This window comes from Pantoea sp. paga, from assembly GCF_007558755.1.
GTDB lineage: Bacteria > Pseudomonadota > Gammaproteobacteria > Enterobacterales > Enterobacteriaceae > Pantoea > Pantoea agglomerans.
In genome coordinates this window covers 71806-88158 of record NZ_VLTF01000003.1, presented here as the reverse complement: position 1 = coordinate 88158, position 16353 = coordinate 71806, and the positions used below count along the sequence as shown (strand labels likewise).

15 protein-coding genes are annotated in these 16353 nt (G+C 53.5%); 6 read left to right on the top strand and 9 right to left on the bottom strand.

Features of this window, described 5'->3' with window-relative positions:
* Positions 1-17: 17 nt before the first annotated feature.
* On the bottom strand, positions 18-533 hold the full coding sequence (locus FOV68_RS10275; RefSeq protein ID WP_143991001.1) for an SRPBCC domain-containing protein: 516 nt from the start codon (positions 531-533) through the stop codon (positions 18-20).
* A 160-nt stretch (positions 534-693) separates the two neighbouring features.
* Here FOV68_RS10275 and FOV68_RS10270 point away from each other — a divergent pair, with 160 nt between their 5' ends.
* The gene (locus FOV68_RS10270; protein ID WP_143990765.1) at positions 694-1605 is read left to right on the top strand and encodes a LysR family transcriptional regulator; all 912 of its coding nucleotides are present in this window, start codon (positions 694-696) and stop codon (positions 1603-1605) included.
* Positions 1606-2690: 1085 nt separating this feature from the next.
* On the opposite strand, the gene FOV68_RS10265 is transcribed toward FOV68_RS10270, so the two are convergent.
* The gene (locus tag FOV68_RS10265; protein ID WP_143990764.1) at positions 2691-3371 is read right to left on the bottom strand and encodes a type 1 glutamine amidotransferase domain-containing protein; all 681 of its coding nucleotides are present in this window, start codon (positions 3369-3371) and stop codon (positions 2691-2693) included.
* A gap of 161 nt (positions 3372-3532) precedes the next feature.
* On the opposite strand from FOV68_RS10265, the gene FOV68_RS10260 reads away from it, so the two are divergent.
* Together FOV68_RS10260 and FOV68_RS10255 are read left to right on the top strand one after the other, a co-directional pair.
* Complete coding sequence (locus tag FOV68_RS10260) at positions 3533-4450, top strand: LysR substrate-binding domain-containing protein (RefSeq protein WP_083069838.1); 918 nt, start codon at positions 3533-3535, stop codon at positions 4448-4450.
* Between the two features lie 109 nt (positions 4451-4559).
* Entirely contained in the window at positions 4560-4775 is a 216-nt protein-coding gene (locus FOV68_RS10255) for a YdgH/BhsA/McbA-like domain containing protein (RefSeq protein WP_010246960.1), read from the top strand.
* 63 nt (positions 4776-4838) lie between these two features.
* Here the strand turns inward: FOV68_RS10255 and FOV68_RS10250 are convergent, their stop codons facing one another.
* The 4 genes from FOV68_RS10250 to FOV68_RS10235 all read right to left on the bottom strand — a co-directional run bounded on the left by FOV68_RS10250 (position 4839) and on the right by FOV68_RS10235 (position 9996).
* Entirely contained in the window at positions 4839-6041 is a 1203-nt protein-coding gene (locus FOV68_RS10250) for an MFS transporter (RefSeq protein WP_143990763.1), read from the bottom strand.
* 166 nt (positions 6042-6207) lie between these two features.
* Entirely contained in the window at positions 6208-6948 is a 741-nt protein-coding gene (locus FOV68_RS10245) for a nitroreductase family protein (protein ID WP_031594121.1), read from the bottom strand.
* 83 nt (positions 6949-7031) lie between these two features.
* The gene (locus FOV68_RS10240) at positions 7032-8408 is read right to left on the bottom strand and encodes a glycoside hydrolase family 10 protein (protein WP_186289741.1); all 1377 of its coding nucleotides are present in this window, start codon (positions 8406-8408) and stop codon (positions 7032-7034) included.
* A gap of 97 nt (positions 8409-8505) precedes the next feature.
* A complete protein-coding gene (locus tag FOV68_RS10235) occupies positions 8506-9996 on the bottom strand; it encodes a PLP-dependent aminotransferase family protein (protein WP_186289740.1) in 1491 nt (496 codons plus the stop codon).
* A 110-nt stretch (positions 9997-10106) separates the two neighbouring features.
* Between FOV68_RS10235 and gabT the strand changes: the two genes are divergently transcribed.
* Entirely contained in the window at positions 10107-11393 is a 1287-nt protein-coding gene (gabT, locus tag FOV68_RS10230; RefSeq protein ID WP_143990762.1) for a 4-aminobutyrate--2-oxoglutarate transaminase, read from the top strand.
* Positions 11394-11469: 76 nt separating this feature from the next.
* On the top strand, positions 11470-12885 hold the full coding sequence (gene gabP, locus FOV68_RS10225; RefSeq protein WP_083069849.1) for a GABA permease: 1416 nt from the start codon (positions 11470-11472) through the stop codon (positions 12883-12885).
* A 314-nt stretch (positions 12886-13199) separates the two neighbouring features.
* Here gabP and FOV68_RS10220 read toward each other — a convergent pair whose 3' ends face one another.
* From FOV68_RS10220 to FOV68_RS10210, 3 genes are all read right to left on the bottom strand, one after another.
* On the bottom strand, positions 13200-13502 hold the full coding sequence (locus tag FOV68_RS10220) for a type 1 fimbrial protein (RefSeq protein WP_143990761.1): 303 nt from the start codon (positions 13500-13502) through the stop codon (positions 13200-13202).
* Positions 13503-13990: 488 nt separating this feature from the next.
* Entirely contained in the window at positions 13991-14410 is a 420-nt protein-coding gene (locus FOV68_RS10215) for a VOC family protein (RefSeq protein ID WP_143990760.1), read from the bottom strand.
* A gap of 38 nt (positions 14411-14448) precedes the next feature.
* Positions 14449-15330, bottom strand: coding sequence for a LysR family transcriptional regulator (locus tag FOV68_RS10210; RefSeq protein ID WP_143789341.1), 882 nt, complete (start codon positions 15328-15330; stop codon positions 14449-14451).
* 146 nt (positions 15331-15476) lie between these two features.
* Between FOV68_RS10210 and FOV68_RS10205 the strand changes: the two genes are divergently transcribed.
* Positions 15477-16328: a Vmh family MBL fold metallo-hydrolase gene (locus FOV68_RS10205; RefSeq protein ID WP_143990759.1), complete on the top strand. Its 852-nt coding sequence runs from the start codon at positions 15477-15479 to the stop codon at positions 16326-16328.
* Positions 16329-16353: the final 25 nt, after the last annotated feature.

Genomic DNA, 16353 nt, shown 5'->3' with positions numbered 1-16353 from the left:
GTCATCCTCTTCGCCAGTCAGCATTTAGTCGGCCTTGCCGCAGCGACAAGTCCATCCAGCCACTCCTGATGCCCATTGATCATCGGATTAGGTTTAGCGACCGCCAGCTCTTTCGCCGGATTTCCGTTTTGCGTCTCCTGCGTCAGAATGCGCAGCCGGTTTCCTGGCAGCGTTTCAATCAACCAGGCATGAAGAACATCAAGCCGGTCGGCAGCCCCTTCCTCACCCGACCAACCGTGCCAGGCCAGACGTGCCGCTTCGCCATTTAGTGGCGGAACACATTCCGTCACCTTTGCCTCAACCCGGAAGCCAAAAGTCTCAAAGCAGAAAAGCACGTCCTGCTCCAGTACAGGCCCTTTATTATCATAAAACTGTGCGTTAGCGGAGTTAGCATAATATTCAGGCCAGCAAGCGGGGGTGGCCAGCAACGACCAGACGGCTTCTGGCGTCAGGTCAGTGACAATCACCTCGTTTGAACAGAAATTATCAGTCAGACCCGGGATAAATCCATCTGGCCAGTGAATCGCGTTCATTTTCATTCTACGTTTTCCTGCCTTATAACGGTTGCACCGGTAATCAGTGCCGTGGAAAACGCAGTATCTGATCCCTCCAAATATAAGGCCAATCGTTATAATTTATCTGTGATATTATTTAGATTAATATCACGATTCAACCTCGTGCCACAGGGGAAAGATGAACAATCATCTGCTTAACGTTGACCTGAATTTATTAAAAACGCTGGACGTGCTGCTGGATGAACGCAGCGTGACCCGAGCGGCTGAACGTCTGTCCCTGACGCAACCTGCGGTAAGCGGTATGCTGACACGACTGCGTGAAAGTTTTGATGATCCGCTGTTTATCCGGGCTCAACGCGGCATCGTGCCGACTCTGCGGGCGCTGGAACTGGCCGGGCCGGTAAAAGCGATACTGGCGGAGGTGGGAGAACTGCTTCAGCCGCAACAGTTTGATCCGGCCCTGTCACAGATGACGTTACATGTTGCTGCAACGGATTATGCACTTAGTGCGGTGATTGTGCCGTTTATCGCACATTTACGACGTGAAGCGCCAGGTATACGTGTTGCGGTGGTACCCGTGAACAGCGAGACCCTGTCAGGACAATTTGAACATGGGCAAGTTGATGTGGCGTTGCTGACGCCAGAGACCACGCCACCGACATTTCATAAGCGGCAACTGTTCAATGAAGAATATGTTTGTCTGCTGAGTGAAAATCACCCTCTGGCGGGCAGTGCGACGCTGTCGCTGGATGAGTTCTGTGCGCAGGATCATGCGCTGGTTTCGTGGCCCGGTGGAAATTTTCATGGGGTTACCGATCAGGCTTTGGCTGAGATTGGCCGGGCCCGTCGGGTAACGCTCTCAGTTTGCAGTTTTCTGGTGCTCCCGGAAATTTTGCGCGTCACTGATTTGGTAAGCGTGGTACCGAAACGACTGGTGGTCGACACCACGGGTCTGGTCATGTTGTCACCACCGCTGATCATCCCCGGCTTCAGTAAAATCATGGCCTGGCATGACCGAACACATCATCACAAAGGGCATGAGTGGCTGCGTGAGCGACTGGCGTCCGTGGCTAAAACGGAGGTGTATTGAAAGGGATACCGGACTGCGGCTCACTGTTTTGCGATTTTGTTTAAGTAACAGACAGGATAACGGGGCGTTATGTCGCATTCTGTCCGACGTCGAAAAGGCAAAATCGCGCTTTACTATGTCGATAGCGGGGTAAGAATTGATGCTGGGGAGATCAGGAAAGAGAGTGTTGAGCTGAGGAAAAAATAGCAGAAGAATAAACCGCGCGTGAAGCACCCAGGTTATTTTTTTAAAAGCTGTTTTGGTAATGGTAATTAGTCACATTTACGTTCTGAAAAGAACTGACAGACATCGTAAAAAGATAAAAGCCCTGACTGAAATAGCCAGGGCTTTTAAGGTACTACAGATTTTACGTTTACCATTAACTAACTTAATTGATAGGTACTACTTCGGTACTGCTATTTATGAACAGATCCTGCGGATAATAATGATCACGATACTTAAATGTCACTATTATTAGCGGTTTCAACCACCTGATAGTCTTTCAGGAGACAAAGACAGGTCAGGCCCGTATAAATCTGCACACCCCCATCGCGATATATACTCTTTGATGCGTTGCCTTACTTTCATTACGACGTTTAAACCGCAATCGTATCCTGTCGTAACGTAACGTTCAGAACTACGAGGCCTTACATCATCGCGACGCGATACTACATACTTCTTAAAGACTTACTTCGACTCCATTTAACAGGGTTATCTTAACTAACGAACAGTTTTAAAGAACAATGTTTAACAGAACCACCGACAAGTTCAACTCACAAATTTGTCGGACCTTTTCACTTTACTCATAATGCTTTTGTTTCCGGTTTATCAGGGCAACTGCACGCCGCTGATGAGTCCTACTTTACGGATATAAAAAACGATGTCAACACTGGTTTTAAAAACATGTTTATATTTGCAGTGAATTTTTCAGGCAATAATTTTGCTTTGAAGCGCCCGTAAATTTATTATCAATGTTAAGAAAAATTGACCCCTAATCTATTCAACCTGAATAATTAAGCAAGTCACTATCTGCCCCGGCACTTAACTGAAGGAATAAAAAAAGGCGCCCGCAGGCGCCCTCAGAACTCAGCATGCTGTAAAGAGCTTTATTTTGCCAGGCTTGCCAGTAAAACCTTCGCGGTCTCGGCTGATGAACCTGGGTTCTGACCGGTAATCAGCAAACCGTCCTGAACCGTGTAGGACTGCCAGTCATCGCCTCGTGAGTAGAGACCCCCGTTCTGTTTCAGCACATCTTCAACCAGGAACGGCACCACCTCAGTCAGGCCAACGCCCTCTTCTTCACTGTTCGTGAAGCCAGTGACTTTTTTCCCTTTGACCAGAGGAGTGCCATCAGCATTTTTCACATCACGCAGGACACCTGGAGCATGACAGACCAGCGCAACCGGTTTTCCCGCCTGCAGGGTTTTCTCAATCAGCGAAATGGAGTGTTTGTCGTTTGCCAGATCCCATAAAGGACCATGGCCGCCTGGATAGAAAACGGCGTCAAATGCTTCCTGATCAACAGTATCAAGCTTGACGGTCGAGGCCAGTACTGCCTGAGCAGCAGAGTCGGCATGGAAGCGGCGGGTCTCATCAGTCTGAGAATCGGGTTCATTACTTTTTGGATCGAGTGGAGGCTGGCCGCCCTTCGGTGAAGCCAGGGTAATCTCTGCGCCCGCATCAAGAAATGCATAGTAAGGTGCAGCAAGTTCTTCCAGCCAGAAACCGGTCTTCTTGCCAGTGGTGCCCAACTCATCATGCGAGGTCAAAACCATTAAAATTTTCATTTCCGCTCCATATAACAGTTAGTCGGTTTCAGGTGTAAGGATAGTCAGAACCAGAGTCTGAGCCGCCATCTTCTGCGTTGACCCGTTAATCATGGCGGGGTTACGAATATTTATGAAATTTATTTCTTCAATTTCAGTTATTCACATAGCATTATAACTTAATGAAATACGATCTGAATTTACTGCCAGTTTTGCTGGTCATGATGGAGGAGCGCAACGTTACCCGCGCAGCGGAACGGCTTGGCATAACCCAGCCGGCACTTTCTAATGCATTAAACCGGCTGCGTGAAACGCTTAACGATCCGCTATTTATCCGCGAACGTTACGGGATGCGACCGACGCCGAAAGCGGAACAGCTGGCCCAGGTGGTCGGTGCTGCGCTGTCATCGATCGACAAGGTTATTCTTGGCCAGCAGGACTTTGATCCACTTAATGCCACCCGGCTCTTCACGCTTGCGCCTAACAGCTATGTAGAATTCATCATGATGCCTGCCATCGTGGCCCGCCTGAGGAGCTGTGCGCCCGGCATCCGACTCCGCCTCACTCCTTTTGGCAATGACGTCACTGAAACCGGTGTGATTTCAGGTAATACCGATATGGTGCTGGGTCGTATCGTGGAGCCGCCCGACAATCTCGTTGTTCAGCACCTGATGAATGAAGGTCTGGCCTGCGTGATACGCGCCGATCATCCGCTGGTGGGCGAAAAGCTCAGCGCGGAGCAATATGAGCAGCTAAAGCACGTCAACGTTTTGCCGCCTGGCCGTATGCGCGCCGGTTTATATCAGGCGCTTGAACAGCGGGGCCTGCGTCGTCAGGTTGCAGTCTCCGTCACACACTTTCTGGCCGTGCCGGAAATGATTGCGGTCACGGACTACTGCGCTACCCTGCCGCGTTTGATCTGTCAGCATCTTTCACGCGATCAGCGGCTCAGAATCGTTCCCGCGCCGGTTGACCTGGGCACCTTTCCGGTTGAAATGGGCTGGCATGCACGCTATCGCGACGATCCTGCCCATCGCTGGTTCAGGACGTTGATTACGGAGACGGCACAGTCGCTGTCTGATCCCCAGATAAACAATTAGCACGATCACCATTGTCGCACTAATAGTTAATATTGATATCATAACCTGAGTTACTATTCTTCCCATCGGAGGCAAACATCCTCCCAATTTATAACTCAGGAATATGACCATGAAAAACGTAAAAGCACTTTCAATCGCCGCACTCGCAACTCTTTCGCTGATCTCTTTTGGCAGCTTTGCAGAGAGCGTTTCTGTCACCTCATCCACACTGGATGGCGCAGAATCAAAAATCGCTGCTCAGGCTCAGGAACAGGGCGCGCAGTATAAAATTACGGAAGCGAACACCAACAACCGTGTTCACATGACCGCAGAACTGTATAAATAACGGATGGTCGCAAACGGATTTGCCAGAACAGGCTGCCCAATGGGCAGCCTTTTTTGTATTTGATCAGGCCAGACGGGCGGCTGGGGCGCTACTGGTGCGCCACCATAGAATCAGCGCTGCCAGCGCAATTGCGCCGAGTACCGCAAACGCAGTGCTGTAGGAATAACGTGCGGCGATCATGCCCGTCATGGCGGGACTCAGCGCTGCACCTGCGCCCTGCATCAGCATAATAACGCTTTGCCCGGCGTTAACATGCCCCGTACCCCGCAGCAGGGAGACAATATAGCCTGGCACTGCCACACCGAGGATCCCGGCCGCAATACCATCCAGAACCTGAACCGGAATGACAAAAATCGGCCCGGCAAAGCCGGCGGCGAGAACCGCGCGCAGCGGTAATATCATCAGGGCGACCATGATAAACAGGCGATAGCCGTGCGTATCAACCCGCTTAGACACCCACAGTGCGACCGGGATCATCACCAGCTGGGAAATCACCACCGTTGCCGCCGCGTAAAGGCCCGCACTGACTGCCGCCTGCCCGCCCGCCGAGGCAACGCGCATGCTCAGCATCGGCAGCAGTGCGGCATTGGCAAGATGAAACAGCAGCAGCGTCACACCGGCGATCATCAGCGCCGGGTTTCGCAACAACATTGATAAGCGCAGCGCTGGCTGACGCTCTTCATGCGGTTCATAACCGCGCGCCACATCGTTATCGATCTCATTTCCGCGAATTGCCAGCGTAGCGAAAGCAGCGAAAATCGCCATTACCGTCATAAGAATGAAAACGGCACCCATACCCCAGTACCAGGCTGAAAAACCGGCCAGGAATGCAGCAATCGTATTACCGCCATGATTAAACGCCTCATTGCGTCCCATCTGCTGGTTAAAGCCGCGCTGACCCGTGAGTCCTAAGGTGATCCCCGCCACAGTCGGGCCGATAAACGCCGCAGCCAGGCCTGCTACAACCTGAGAGACCATCGCCGTCCAGGTCTGATTGCTGTACCACAGCAGCAGGGTGGCAACGGTAATCACCAGACAGCCCAGCAGCACAATGATTTTTTTATGGCGGGTCGCATCGGCGGCGATCCCTGCCGGCAGCGTGGCAATTAATCCGGCGATGCCGCCACAGGTCATTACCAGACCGATTTCGTCGGGTCGCCAGTGTCGCTCCGTAAGAAAGATGCCCAGAAATGGCCCCAGGCCGTCGCGGACATCGGCCAGAAAAAAGCTCATTAAACAGAGCGCGTAGAGTGAACGCTGAGACATGTTATTTCCCTGGAAGATAAGTGTTAAAGGCGGTTGCGCTTCGGTTAAAAGGGAAATTATGTGTTACGACGTGGAAAGTCACCTTTCGTTATAGTAACAAAATGAAAAAGGCCACCCGTAAACAGTACGGATGGCCTTATGCTATTCACTCAATAACGAGAGCGAACTATTTATCTGTACCAAAACCCTGTTTCAGCATTGCTGGCAGCACTTCCGGGAAGTAGATGTTTTTATAGTAACCGCTGACACTTTCGCTCCAGCTCTCACCGTCATTACGACCAATCGTCTTCCAGTGCTGAACCATCTCATCGTTGTAGGCCGCAATCTGCTGCTCCAGACCCTGCGTCTGGTAAGTCTCATCATGGCGGAACGTCGCCAGAGGCAGACGTGGTTTCTGATGAGCCGGTTCGTCTACGTGACCGATTACCACCCCCGCCACCGGGAAGGTCAGCGGCGGCAGCTCCAGCAGTGAAATCATCGCCTGCGGGTCGCGACGGATACCGCCAATTGGCACAATCCCCAGACCTTCCGCACGCGCAGCCGCCATTACCGACCCCAGCGCGATACCGATATCGGTAGAACCCGAAACGATACTCTCAATGCTCTGATGAGCGATCTGCTGTTGATCGACCGCGGCCATTCCCACGGCTGATTTATGCATATCCAGCACAAAGGTAATAAACACCGGTGCTTTGGCAATCCACGGCTGACCGCCAGCAATGGCGGCGATCTGTGCGCGACGTCCGGCATCACGCGTGATCACCACAGAAACCTGCTGCGAGTTTACTGATGTCGGTGCGCGATAAGCGGTACTGATAATCCGATCCAGCACAGCTTCATCGACAGGTTGCTCAGTGAAACTACGTTCACTTTTGTGACTTGTAAAAATATCAATCAGTTCGCTCATGGTTCCTCCCATATAAAGTGCAAGAATAGCAGCAAGTCACAGGGAAAAACTTAACCGCACTGGTCATGCTGTCGCGGCGTTTCTCAGCCTCCCCAGCGGCTTTTAAGATAGCTTACCGACTGCTGAGTCTGCGGCTGATTCAGATAGTTCTCTCTGAACAGAATCGTGCCATCAATATTGGGATTCGATTCATTAAGATCGAGCTGCTTTTTCAGCTCCGGTACGCCGCCCTGCTGTGCCCAGTCAGGCTCAATTTTTGACGGCTCGCCCACTTTATAGAGAGCAAGGCCGATGTAGAGCCGGGTTTTGGTCGGTTTAACAACCTCTGCCCACCAGTTTGCCAGCACGTCGTAACGGGCCGCCTGACGGGAAAAAGGCCAGTAGAGCTGAGGCGCAATGTAATCCAGCAAGCCCTGCTGCACCCAGCGGCGGGTATCGGCAAAAGCTTCATCATATGCTGCCGCTCCGCGAGTATCGGAACCGGCAGGATCATGCGAAAGATTACGCCAGACGCCCGCAGGACTGACACCAAACTCCACCTCCGGCTTCAGTTGTTTGATGGTATGTGACACCTGCTCAATCAATTGCTGAGTATTGTGACGCCGCCAGTCCGCTTTTCTGGCAAATCCCTGACCGTAGCGGCTGAAGGTCTGATTATCGTTGAGCAGCGAACCGGCAGATTCCGCATAGAAGTAGTCATCGAACTGCACACCGTCGATGGGATAGCGCGCCACCACCTCGGCCACAATACTGGTGATCCAGTCACGCGCCTCAGGGATACCCGGATCGAGCACATAGCGATCGCCTGCAGTGCGGATCCAGTCGCGATGCAGCACAAAAACGCTGGCCGGATGCAGTGACAGCGTGCGGTTCAGTTCGCTGACGGTAGACGATTTTGTGTTTACCGACACCCGGTAAGGGTTGAACCAGGCATGGACTTTGATACCGCGCTTATGCGCCTCATCCAGCATAAACTGCAGCGGATCATAGCCCGGATCTTCACCAATTTTTCCTGTCAGCATATCTGACCATGGGAGGATTTTTGAGGGCCAGAGCGCCGTGGCATCTGGCTTCACCTGGAAAAATACTGTGTTGATGCCCAGGCTTTTCAGCTTATCCAGCTTGTCGATCAGCGATTGCTGCTGCTGGCGGATACGCTGCGCCGGACTGGTGCCATTCACCGACGCAACGGGCGGCCAGTCAAGACGCGAAACCGTGGCTAACCAGACGCCCCGCATCGGTTCCTGCGCCTGAGGTTGTGCTGGCTTGCCGGGCGTCGGTAACGGCTGTTTCGTCACAGGCGGAAAAGGAGTGACCAGCGATTTCGGCGGCTCGGATGCGCAACTGACCAGCAACAACGCGGCAGCCAGCGCGGCGCCTCGCTTAATAGCCGCACGGGCCGGTGCAGTAAAGGGATTAAAGGCGATGATAGACTCCGGTATTGTCTGGTCGGGTCGCAAAGAGGAGTATTCTCGGTGACTCTGATTAAATGTCAATGCGTTAGCACTGAGGCGGCAGTAAAACTGCCCTCGTTCAAAACAAGCTCCCCTGAACCCGCTAGCGCTGCGGAGTGAACACCATTCCGGCGGACGCAAGACAGGCTTTGAGGGTGCCAAACGCATCCTGACACTGCCGCTCATTGACGCAGGCGTAACCCAGCAGCAATCCGCGCGCCTCCTGAGGGTGCATATAATATTGCGAAAGTGGCCGTACTTTGACGCCGCGCTTCAGCGCATCCGCGGCTATCGCCACGTCATCAGCGCCTGCTGGCAACGGGATCACCAGATGCAGTCCCGCTTCATGATTGAATGCCGGTAAAAAGGCTGGCCCCAGATAGCGTTCGATCAGCCGGCAGAGAAACTGCCGCCGCTGGCGGTAAAGCAGGCGCATCCGGCGGATATGCTCCATGTAATGGCCCAGCCGGATAAACTCCGCCAGCGCACGCTGAATCAGCAGATGTCCGCCGCGATAGAGCTCTGCCGCAGCGATGCGCAACGGCTGTGCCAGCGGTTTCGGCACCACCATGTAGCCAATGCGCAGCGCGGGATAGAGCGTTTTGCTGAACGTTCCCATGTAAATAACCGGCGCATCCGCTTCAAGTCCCTGCAGTGAGGGATGAGGCTGGCCGGAAAAACGAAATTCGCTGTCGTAGTCATCTTCCACAATCCAGCTCTGATGGCGTCGAGCCAGAGAGAGCAATGCCTGACGACGGGCCAGGCTCAGATGCACACCCAGCGGATATTGATGAGAGGGCGTCACAAACACCATCCTGGGTGGCGGGCCGCTGTCCGGCACCAGTCCCTGCTCATCCACGGGCATCGCCCGAATCTTCAGGCCATTCATGCGTAGCAGATTGCGTGTTCCCCAGTAGCCTGGCTCCTCCATCCAGACCCGATCGCCAGGATCGCACAACACCCGCGTCACCAGATCAACCGCCTGATGAACCCCTTCGGTGATCAGGATCTGGTCAGCATCGGCCCGCACTGAGCGTGCCACCCGAAGATAATCCACCAGCGCATGGCGCAGATCGGGACAGCCACCGCCGCTGCTGTAGACCAGGCGGTGAACGTCAGGCTCACGGTTCAGACGCGCCTGAATCTGACTGAACAGCTTGTGGGGGAATTCGGTCACATCGGGCGCACCGGGGACAAACGCGCCCCACTGGTAAGGCGATGCTGTAGCGTGCCCCAGCAGACTGGCGCCCCGCTTCGACAGCGTCGCCGGTCGTTGCGCCTTCACTGCCTGAAGGTCGGCTATTGCATCACTCTGCAGAGAGTTTTCCGGCAGCGTCTCTGCAATCCATGTGCCGCTGCCGGTCCGCGCAGTGACATAGCCCTGAGCCATCAGGCTCTCATAAACATGCATAACCGTGTTTCGCGACACACCCAGTTCGCGCGCCAGATCGCGGGTTGGCGGCAAACGGCTTCCGCGCGGAAACACCTCTTCAGCGATCGCGGCCTGCATGCAGTTCAGCAGCCGCTGATGTAATGAGCCAGTTCTTATAAACTGTAACCGCGCTAATAGATGATCTGCGTATAAGAGTCGCAATTGGCTCCACCTTTCCTCTGACAATTGGCTCTGGCAACTCACCACGCCTCAGGCATAAATAAACGTGTTTGTCGGGAATTGTAAACACGCATATTAACGAGGTGGAATAAATGAGCGAAAAAAATAACCTGTTGCAGCAGCGCAAAGCACAGGCTCTCCCCAAAGGTATCGGTACGCTGTGCGACTGGTACGTTGCCCGGGCAGAGAACGCCACCTTATGGGATCAGGATGGGAACAGCTGGATTGATTTCGCTGGCGGCATCGCGGTACTGAACACCGGCCACCGCCATCCACGCATTGAACAGGCGATTGCCGATCAATTAACAAAGTTTACCCATACGGCTTTTCAGATCACACCTTACGAAAGCTACATCGCACTGGCCGAGCGTATTAATCAGCGGGTTCCCATCGCCGGTGCGGCGAAAACGGCCTTCTTCACCACCGGGGCGGAAGCGGTAGAGAATGCCGTTAAAGTGGCGCGTGCCTATACCCGCCGTCACGGCATTATCACCTTTGGTAACGCGTTCCATGGCCGCACCTTTATGACCATGGCGATGACCGGAAAAGTGGCGCCCTATAAGCGGGATTTCGGCCCGATGCCGCCGTCAGTCTTCCATGCACGCTATCCCAGTGCGGTTCAGGGGATTAGCATCGAGGCGGCACTGACCAGCCTTGAAGAAATTTTTACGCAGGACATTGCGCCTCATGACGTCGCCGCAATCGTGCTGGAGCCGGTGCAGGGCGAAGGTGGATTCCATGCGGCACCCGCAGAGTTTATGGTGCAGTTGCGGGGGCTGGCTGACCGGCACGGCATTCTGCTGATTGCGGATGAAGTCCAGAGTGGATTTGCCCGTACCGGCAAACTGTTTGCCATGGAACACTACCCGGTGAAGGCCGATATCATCACTATGGCGAAAAGCCTGGCAGGCGGGATGCCGCTCTCCGCGGTCGCCGGTCGTGCAGAGGTGATGGATGCACCTGCACCAGGTGGTCTGGGCGGAACCTATGCCGGCAACCCGCTGGCTATCGCCTCGGCCCATGCGGTGCTGGATGTGATAGAAGAGGAGCAGCTCTGCCAGCGCGCCGTTGATCTCGGTGCCCGGCTTGAAGCAGAACTGCAGGAGCAGCAACGCAAACATCCGGATATTGCTGAAGTGCGTGCGCTGGGTTCGATGGTGGCGATGGAGTTCTATCAGGCCAGCACCGCGCAGGCGGTTCAGAAGATGGCGATGGAACAGGGCTTGCTGTTGCTGACCTGCGGAGCCAAAGGCAACGTCATCCGCTTCCTCTACCCGCTCACCATTCCGGATGCCCAGTTCAGCCAGGCGCTGACCATTCTCTCCACGGTGATCGATCACTGTGTCGCACCCGCCGGACATCCCGTCGTCCCGGCCTGATTTCGCTGACGCGTTAACGCAAGTTCATCCCCGTTCGTCCGGCCATCCAGGCCGGACGTCGACAGGAGACGTTTACATGACGATGACTCAGAGTGCGAATGCAGATTCGCTGGCTCAAAACCTGAAACCGCGCCACGTGCGTATGCTCTCAATTGCGGGCGTGATTGGCGCCGGGCTGTTTGTTGGCTCAGGCCATGCTATTTCTGAAGCGGGCCCCGCGGTGTTGATCTCTTATGCCGCCGCCGGTGCGCTGGTGGTCCTGATTATGCGGATGCTGGCCGAGATGGCCGTCGCCTCACCCGATTCAGGCTCTTTCTCAACCTACGCCGATAAAGCGCTGGGACGCTGGGCCGGATTTACCATCGGCTGGCTCTACTGGTGGTTCTGGGTGCTGGTGATCCCGCTGGAAGCCAATGCGGCGGGAACCATTCTTCATGCCTGGTTCCCCGCTGTCGCCATCTGGCAGTTCACGTTTGCTATCACCCTGTTGCTGACCATTACTAATCTGCTCAGCGTGAAAAATTATGGTGAGTTTGAGTTCTGGTTTGCATTGATCAAGGTCGTTGCCATCATCCTGTTCCTGGGTGTGGCAGGTGCGGCAGTGTTTGGTCTGCTGCCTGACAGCAATACCAGCGGTCTGTCGCATCTCTATGACACCCACGGATTTATGCCGAATGGCATCGGCGCGGTCGTGGCTGCCATCCTGACCACCATGTTCTCATTTATGGGCACAGAAATTGTCACGATTGCCGCCGCAGAGTCGAAGAATCCCGGTAAGCAGATTACTCAGGCAACTAACTCCGTCATCTGGCGTATTGCGCTGTTCTATCTGCTGTCGATTTTCTTTGTGGTGGCGCTGGTGCCGTGGAATGCGCCAGGACTGGTTGAACAGGGTTCATGGCAGACGGTGTTACAGGCGATGAACATCCCGCACGCCCGACTGATTGTCGATCTGGTGGTGCTGATGGCGGTGTGCAGTTGTCTTAACTCGGCGCTTTATACCTCTTCGCGCATGCTCTACTCCCTTTCACGCCGCAAAGATGCACCGGCGGCTGCCTCACGCACCAATCGCAGCGGCACGCCGTGGATTGCGGTACTGCTCTCTACCGCGGCTGCATTTCTGGCGGTGATCGCCAATTATCTGGCGCCCAGCGTGGTGTTTGAATTTTTACTGGCCACGTCGGGAGCGATTGCACTGCTGGTCTATCTGGTGATTGCCGCGTCCCACCTGGTGCTGCGTAAAAAGCGCGAGAAAGCGGGTGAAGTCCTGAGTTACCGGATGTGGTTATTTCCTGGCCTGACGTGGGTCACTATCCTGTTCATCGTCACGGTGCTGGTGATCATGTTGTTTGATGCGAAACATCAGGCTGAATTACTGGCAACCGGCGGTTTAACGCTGCTAATTATTACCACCAGCCTGGTGCTGCGTCGTAAAAAGGAGAAGCGGCAGAGCACAAAGTACTTTACTCAGCGCTCTTCTGACTCTTACTGATCTTCACGGAAGCTTTTATAAATGAAACCCACCTTTGAAAACAGAGGTGGGTTTTTTCTGCATATCAACAGATGCAACGCGTGTTAACCCTCAATTATGCAGGGGTTTAATAAGATGCGCACATTATCTGATGATCAATCCGGTAAACTGAATTCCCCGATGCTGACTTAAAATTTCACAAAAGATACTTTACTGGCTCTTAGTGACTTAATGATAAACCCTGTATTGGCTATGGGTTTATATCTTTACTTTCTATGTCACCGTTGCTGCTAAGGCATTTCACTGTCGTTCAGAATAAAACTTCAGAAGAAGCGTTAAAGATAGGTAACGTAAACTATCCCTTTGCTCTTTTCAGGATTTAACCAATGCATTTTTACTTCCAGGGGTAATTTGGTCAGCAGTTCGGGATTCATCAGGTCAGCAGTAGTAACCACAGCCTTACCACTGGCGGGATCATAACAGTCAAACACCACAGGATTTTTTCCGACATTCATATTACATGAACCATTGGTAATGGCTCCGCTGAAAGTAATAGTGCCTGAGTTTGAATCAGCAACAACAGGCCCGGCCAAAGCTATCAGTAGCGTGCTAGTGCAGACAGATAAAAAAGATTTCATTGTGCGTCCTCCTGAGTATGTATCACCTGTTATCGGCTCACATCCTCAAAGATTAAGTGCTAAGTAAAAGAATAAATGTAAATGTACTGGCGCTTAGCCCAATGAAATCCCTTAAAAACCTTTGTTGAGAATAATCCTAATCCAGCCAGCTAACGAGAGTGTAGACCATCGCTGGATAAATTTTCTTTCTTACATTCATTTTTTATTATGGCTTTGTAGCAGCAAATCACGGCTGCCTGTGACTTAATGACGCTTTGCAATAGTTAACACGCTATGCATAGCGCCTTCCGTTAGCGGAAAAGGGTCATGATTAATGTGACGGTGGTAAAAAATAGGTAACTCTTCGCGCTTTAGATGACTTCACTACGTTGCTATTAAAGGCTTCCATTTATCATGACTGAACAGTCAATATAAAAATATCATGAAGAGAATGTTAATTTTACTTAAGCCATTCTCCTGCTGATTAATATTGCCAATACACGTTCAGCTTATTCCAGATACTGGCTGAAACGCAGCAGATAACCATCGGGGTCCTGCACCAGAAACTCCCGCTGACAGGCGGTGGTCTCACCGGTGTCGTAATAGTTATCCCGTAACGCCCGAAAGAGCGGAACGGCATGCTGCTGCAAACGGGTCAGCACAGCCTGAACATCATCGACCTCAATCTGGAAATTAATACCCCGCCCCAGCGGCCAGCGCAGATCGGCTATGTTCCAGCCCTGCGAATGGAACTGCTCAATCATCAATTGCGCCTCTCCATAGCAGAGGTAAGCAAAATCAGGCTGCTGGCGCTGAATTCTCACACTGAACCCCAGCACCACGGTGTAAAAATGCAGTGAAGCGGTAAAGTCAGTGACGGTCAGTTCTGGCACCATAGGGTTCCAGTAAAGGGTTTGATTATCACTCATAGTAAGATCTCATTTTTATCGATTACACTCCTCTCTGATCACCGGCTCTGGATTCTGCTTTGCAGTTCATCCAGCATCAACCGCAGTGCGGCAGACTGGTGTTCACGCGACAGGTAAAGCCCCCATATGCCTATGCGTTGTGGCTCATAATCGGGCAGTAATTTTACCAGCTTCCCTGCTTCCAGTGCGTGGCGAGCCTCCTGCTCAGGCACCATCGCTATCCCGCAGTGCGCTATCGCCGCGTCACACAACAGTGAAGAGATACCTGCACTGAAATTTCCTCTCACGGCAACCGCGATTTTCTCCCCGCCAGCCGCCGTGAAATGCCAGCTCTGCCCGGCAAAGCGACTGTAGTAGAGGCAGTTATGCTGAGCCAGATCGTCCGGGGTTTCCGGGTTACCCCGCGCCTTAAGATACTCAGGTGAGGCGCAGAGTACCGAGTGACATTCGCCAAGACGGCGTGCGATCGCCCCCGGCTCTGGCGAGTCGGTGATGCGAATAGCGAGATCGATACGCTCACCAATCAGGCTTACTGGCTGATTGTTAATTTCCAGCTCAATGCGCAGTGCCGGATAACGCGTCAGAAAATCGGGGATCACCGGGCCGACAAGATGAAGAGCCGTAAAGTGGGCGCAGGCGATGCGAAGCGTTCCGGCCGGGACGCCCTGGGTGGTTTCCTGCTGGATCGCCTCTGAGAGCAGGGCCAGCTGACGGGTTTTTTGCAGGATCGCCTCACCGGCAGGCGTTAGGGTCAGCTGGCGCGAAGAGCGATGCAGCAGACGCGTTCCCGCCCACTTTTCCATCTCCTCCAGATAACGGCTGACCATCGGTCGGGATATCCCGAGCGATCGTGAGGCGGCACTCAGGCTGCCCAGTTCACATATCCGGTTGAAAACGGCTGCCGCCGTGACTCTGTCCATCCACTCCACCTGTTCGGATCATGAAACTCAGCATCTCTGATTGCGGGAATTCTAACAGATAGCCAGATGCGTAGAATAGCGCCACTGATACTGAACATCGCCCGTTACGCCTGCCTGAATCAGGCATTTATCTCTGAGGATCCTCAATGAAAACTACGCTGTTACCTGTGATGCTGGTGCTGGCCTCGGCCTCCGCCAGCGCAGCCACCCTGCAACTGCAAACCTATAATCCGCAGGAAAAGGGTATCTTTGCCGTCTCCTCAACGCTGGTTACCGGGCCAACCGAAGCGATTCTGTTTGATGCCCAGTTCAGCACCCAGGACGGTGAAAAACTGGCAGAGATGATTAAAAAGAGTGGAAAAACGCTAAAGGAAATTGTGATCACTTCTGGCGATCCCGATTTCTACTTTGGTCTGGAGCCGATTGTTAAAGCCTGGCCGGACGTGAAGGTGGTTGCTGCGCCTGCGGTGGTGAAGCATATCCAGCAGACGCATGACGCCAAGCTGAAATACTGGGGTCCACAGATGAAGCAGGGCGCGCCGGATAAGGTGTTTGTGCCTGAAGTGACCCATCAGACCCGCTTTAGCGTCGACGGCGAGGTGCTGGAGCTGCGTCATCCGGAGCAATACGCGGCTTATATCTGGATCCCGTCTGCGAGCACCATTCTGGGCGGTACCGCCCTCTCCTCGGGCATTCATGTCTGGACGGCTGACACTCAGACCGTTCAGAGCCGCGCTGAGTGGCGTCATATCCTGACCGAAATGCAGGCCCTGAACGCGAAGAACGTGATTCCGGGTCACTATCTCGGTGCCCGTCCGGCCGGTTCACAGGCGGTGGATTTCACCCTGAATTATCTGAAGAGTTTTGAAGCGGCGCTGGCGCAACATAAAACCTCAGCGCAGGTGATTACCGCCATGAAAGCCGCCTGGCCGAAACTGGCAGAACCCGCTTCACTGGAACTCAGCGCCAAAGTCAATACCGGCGAGATGAAGTGGTAAACCTCGCTGAGAGGTCAGCTGACTA

Excerpts from the sequence above, each read along its gene's own strand:
- FOV68_RS10275 (WP_143991001.1), bottom strand. The coding sequence starts at position 533 with ATGAACGCGATTCACTGGCCAGATGGATTTATCCCGGGTCTGACTGAT.
- FOV68_RS10270 (WP_143990765.1), top strand. The coding sequence starts at position 694 with ATGAACAATCATCTGCTTAACGTTGACCTGAATTTATTAAAAACGCTG.
- FOV68_RS10265 (WP_143990764.1), bottom strand. The coding sequence starts at position 3,371 with ATGAAAATTTTAATGGTTTTGACCTCGCATGATGAGTTGGGCACCACT.
- FOV68_RS10260 (WP_083069838.1), top strand. The coding sequence starts at position 3,533 with ATGAAATACGATCTGAATTTACTGCCAGTTTTGCTGGTCATGATGGAG.
- FOV68_RS10255 (WP_010246960.1), top strand. The coding sequence starts at position 4,560 with ATGAAAAACGTAAAAGCACTTTCAATCGCCGCACTCGCAACTCTTTCG.
- FOV68_RS10250 (WP_143990763.1), bottom strand. The coding sequence starts at position 6,041 with ATGTCTCAGCGTTCACTCTACGCGCTCTGTTTAATGAGCTTTTTTCTG.
- FOV68_RS10245 (WP_031594121.1), bottom strand. The coding sequence starts at position 6,948 with ATGAGCGAACTGATTGATATTTTTACAAGTCACAAAAGTGAACGTAGT.
- gabT (WP_143990762.1), top strand. The coding sequence starts at position 10,107 with ATGAGCGAAAAAAATAACCTGTTGCAGCAGCGCAAAGCACAGGCTCTC.
- gabP (WP_083069849.1), top strand. The coding sequence starts at position 11,470 with ATGACGATGACTCAGAGTGCGAATGCAGATTCGCTGGCTCAAAACCTG.
- FOV68_RS10220 (WP_143990761.1), bottom strand. The coding sequence starts at position 13,502 with ATGAAATCTTTTTTATCTGTCTGCACTAGCACGCTACTGATAGCTTTG.
- FOV68_RS10215 (WP_143990760.1), bottom strand. The coding sequence starts at position 14,410 with ATGAGTGATAATCAAACCCTTTACTGGAACCCTATGGTGCCAGAACTG.
- FOV68_RS10210 (WP_143789341.1), bottom strand. The coding sequence starts at position 15,330 with ATGGACAGAGTCACGGCGGCAGCCGTTTTCAACCGGATATGTGAACTG.
- FOV68_RS10205 (WP_143990759.1), top strand. The coding sequence starts at position 15,477 with ATGAAAACTACGCTGTTACCTGTGATGCTGGTGCTGGCCTCGGCCTCC.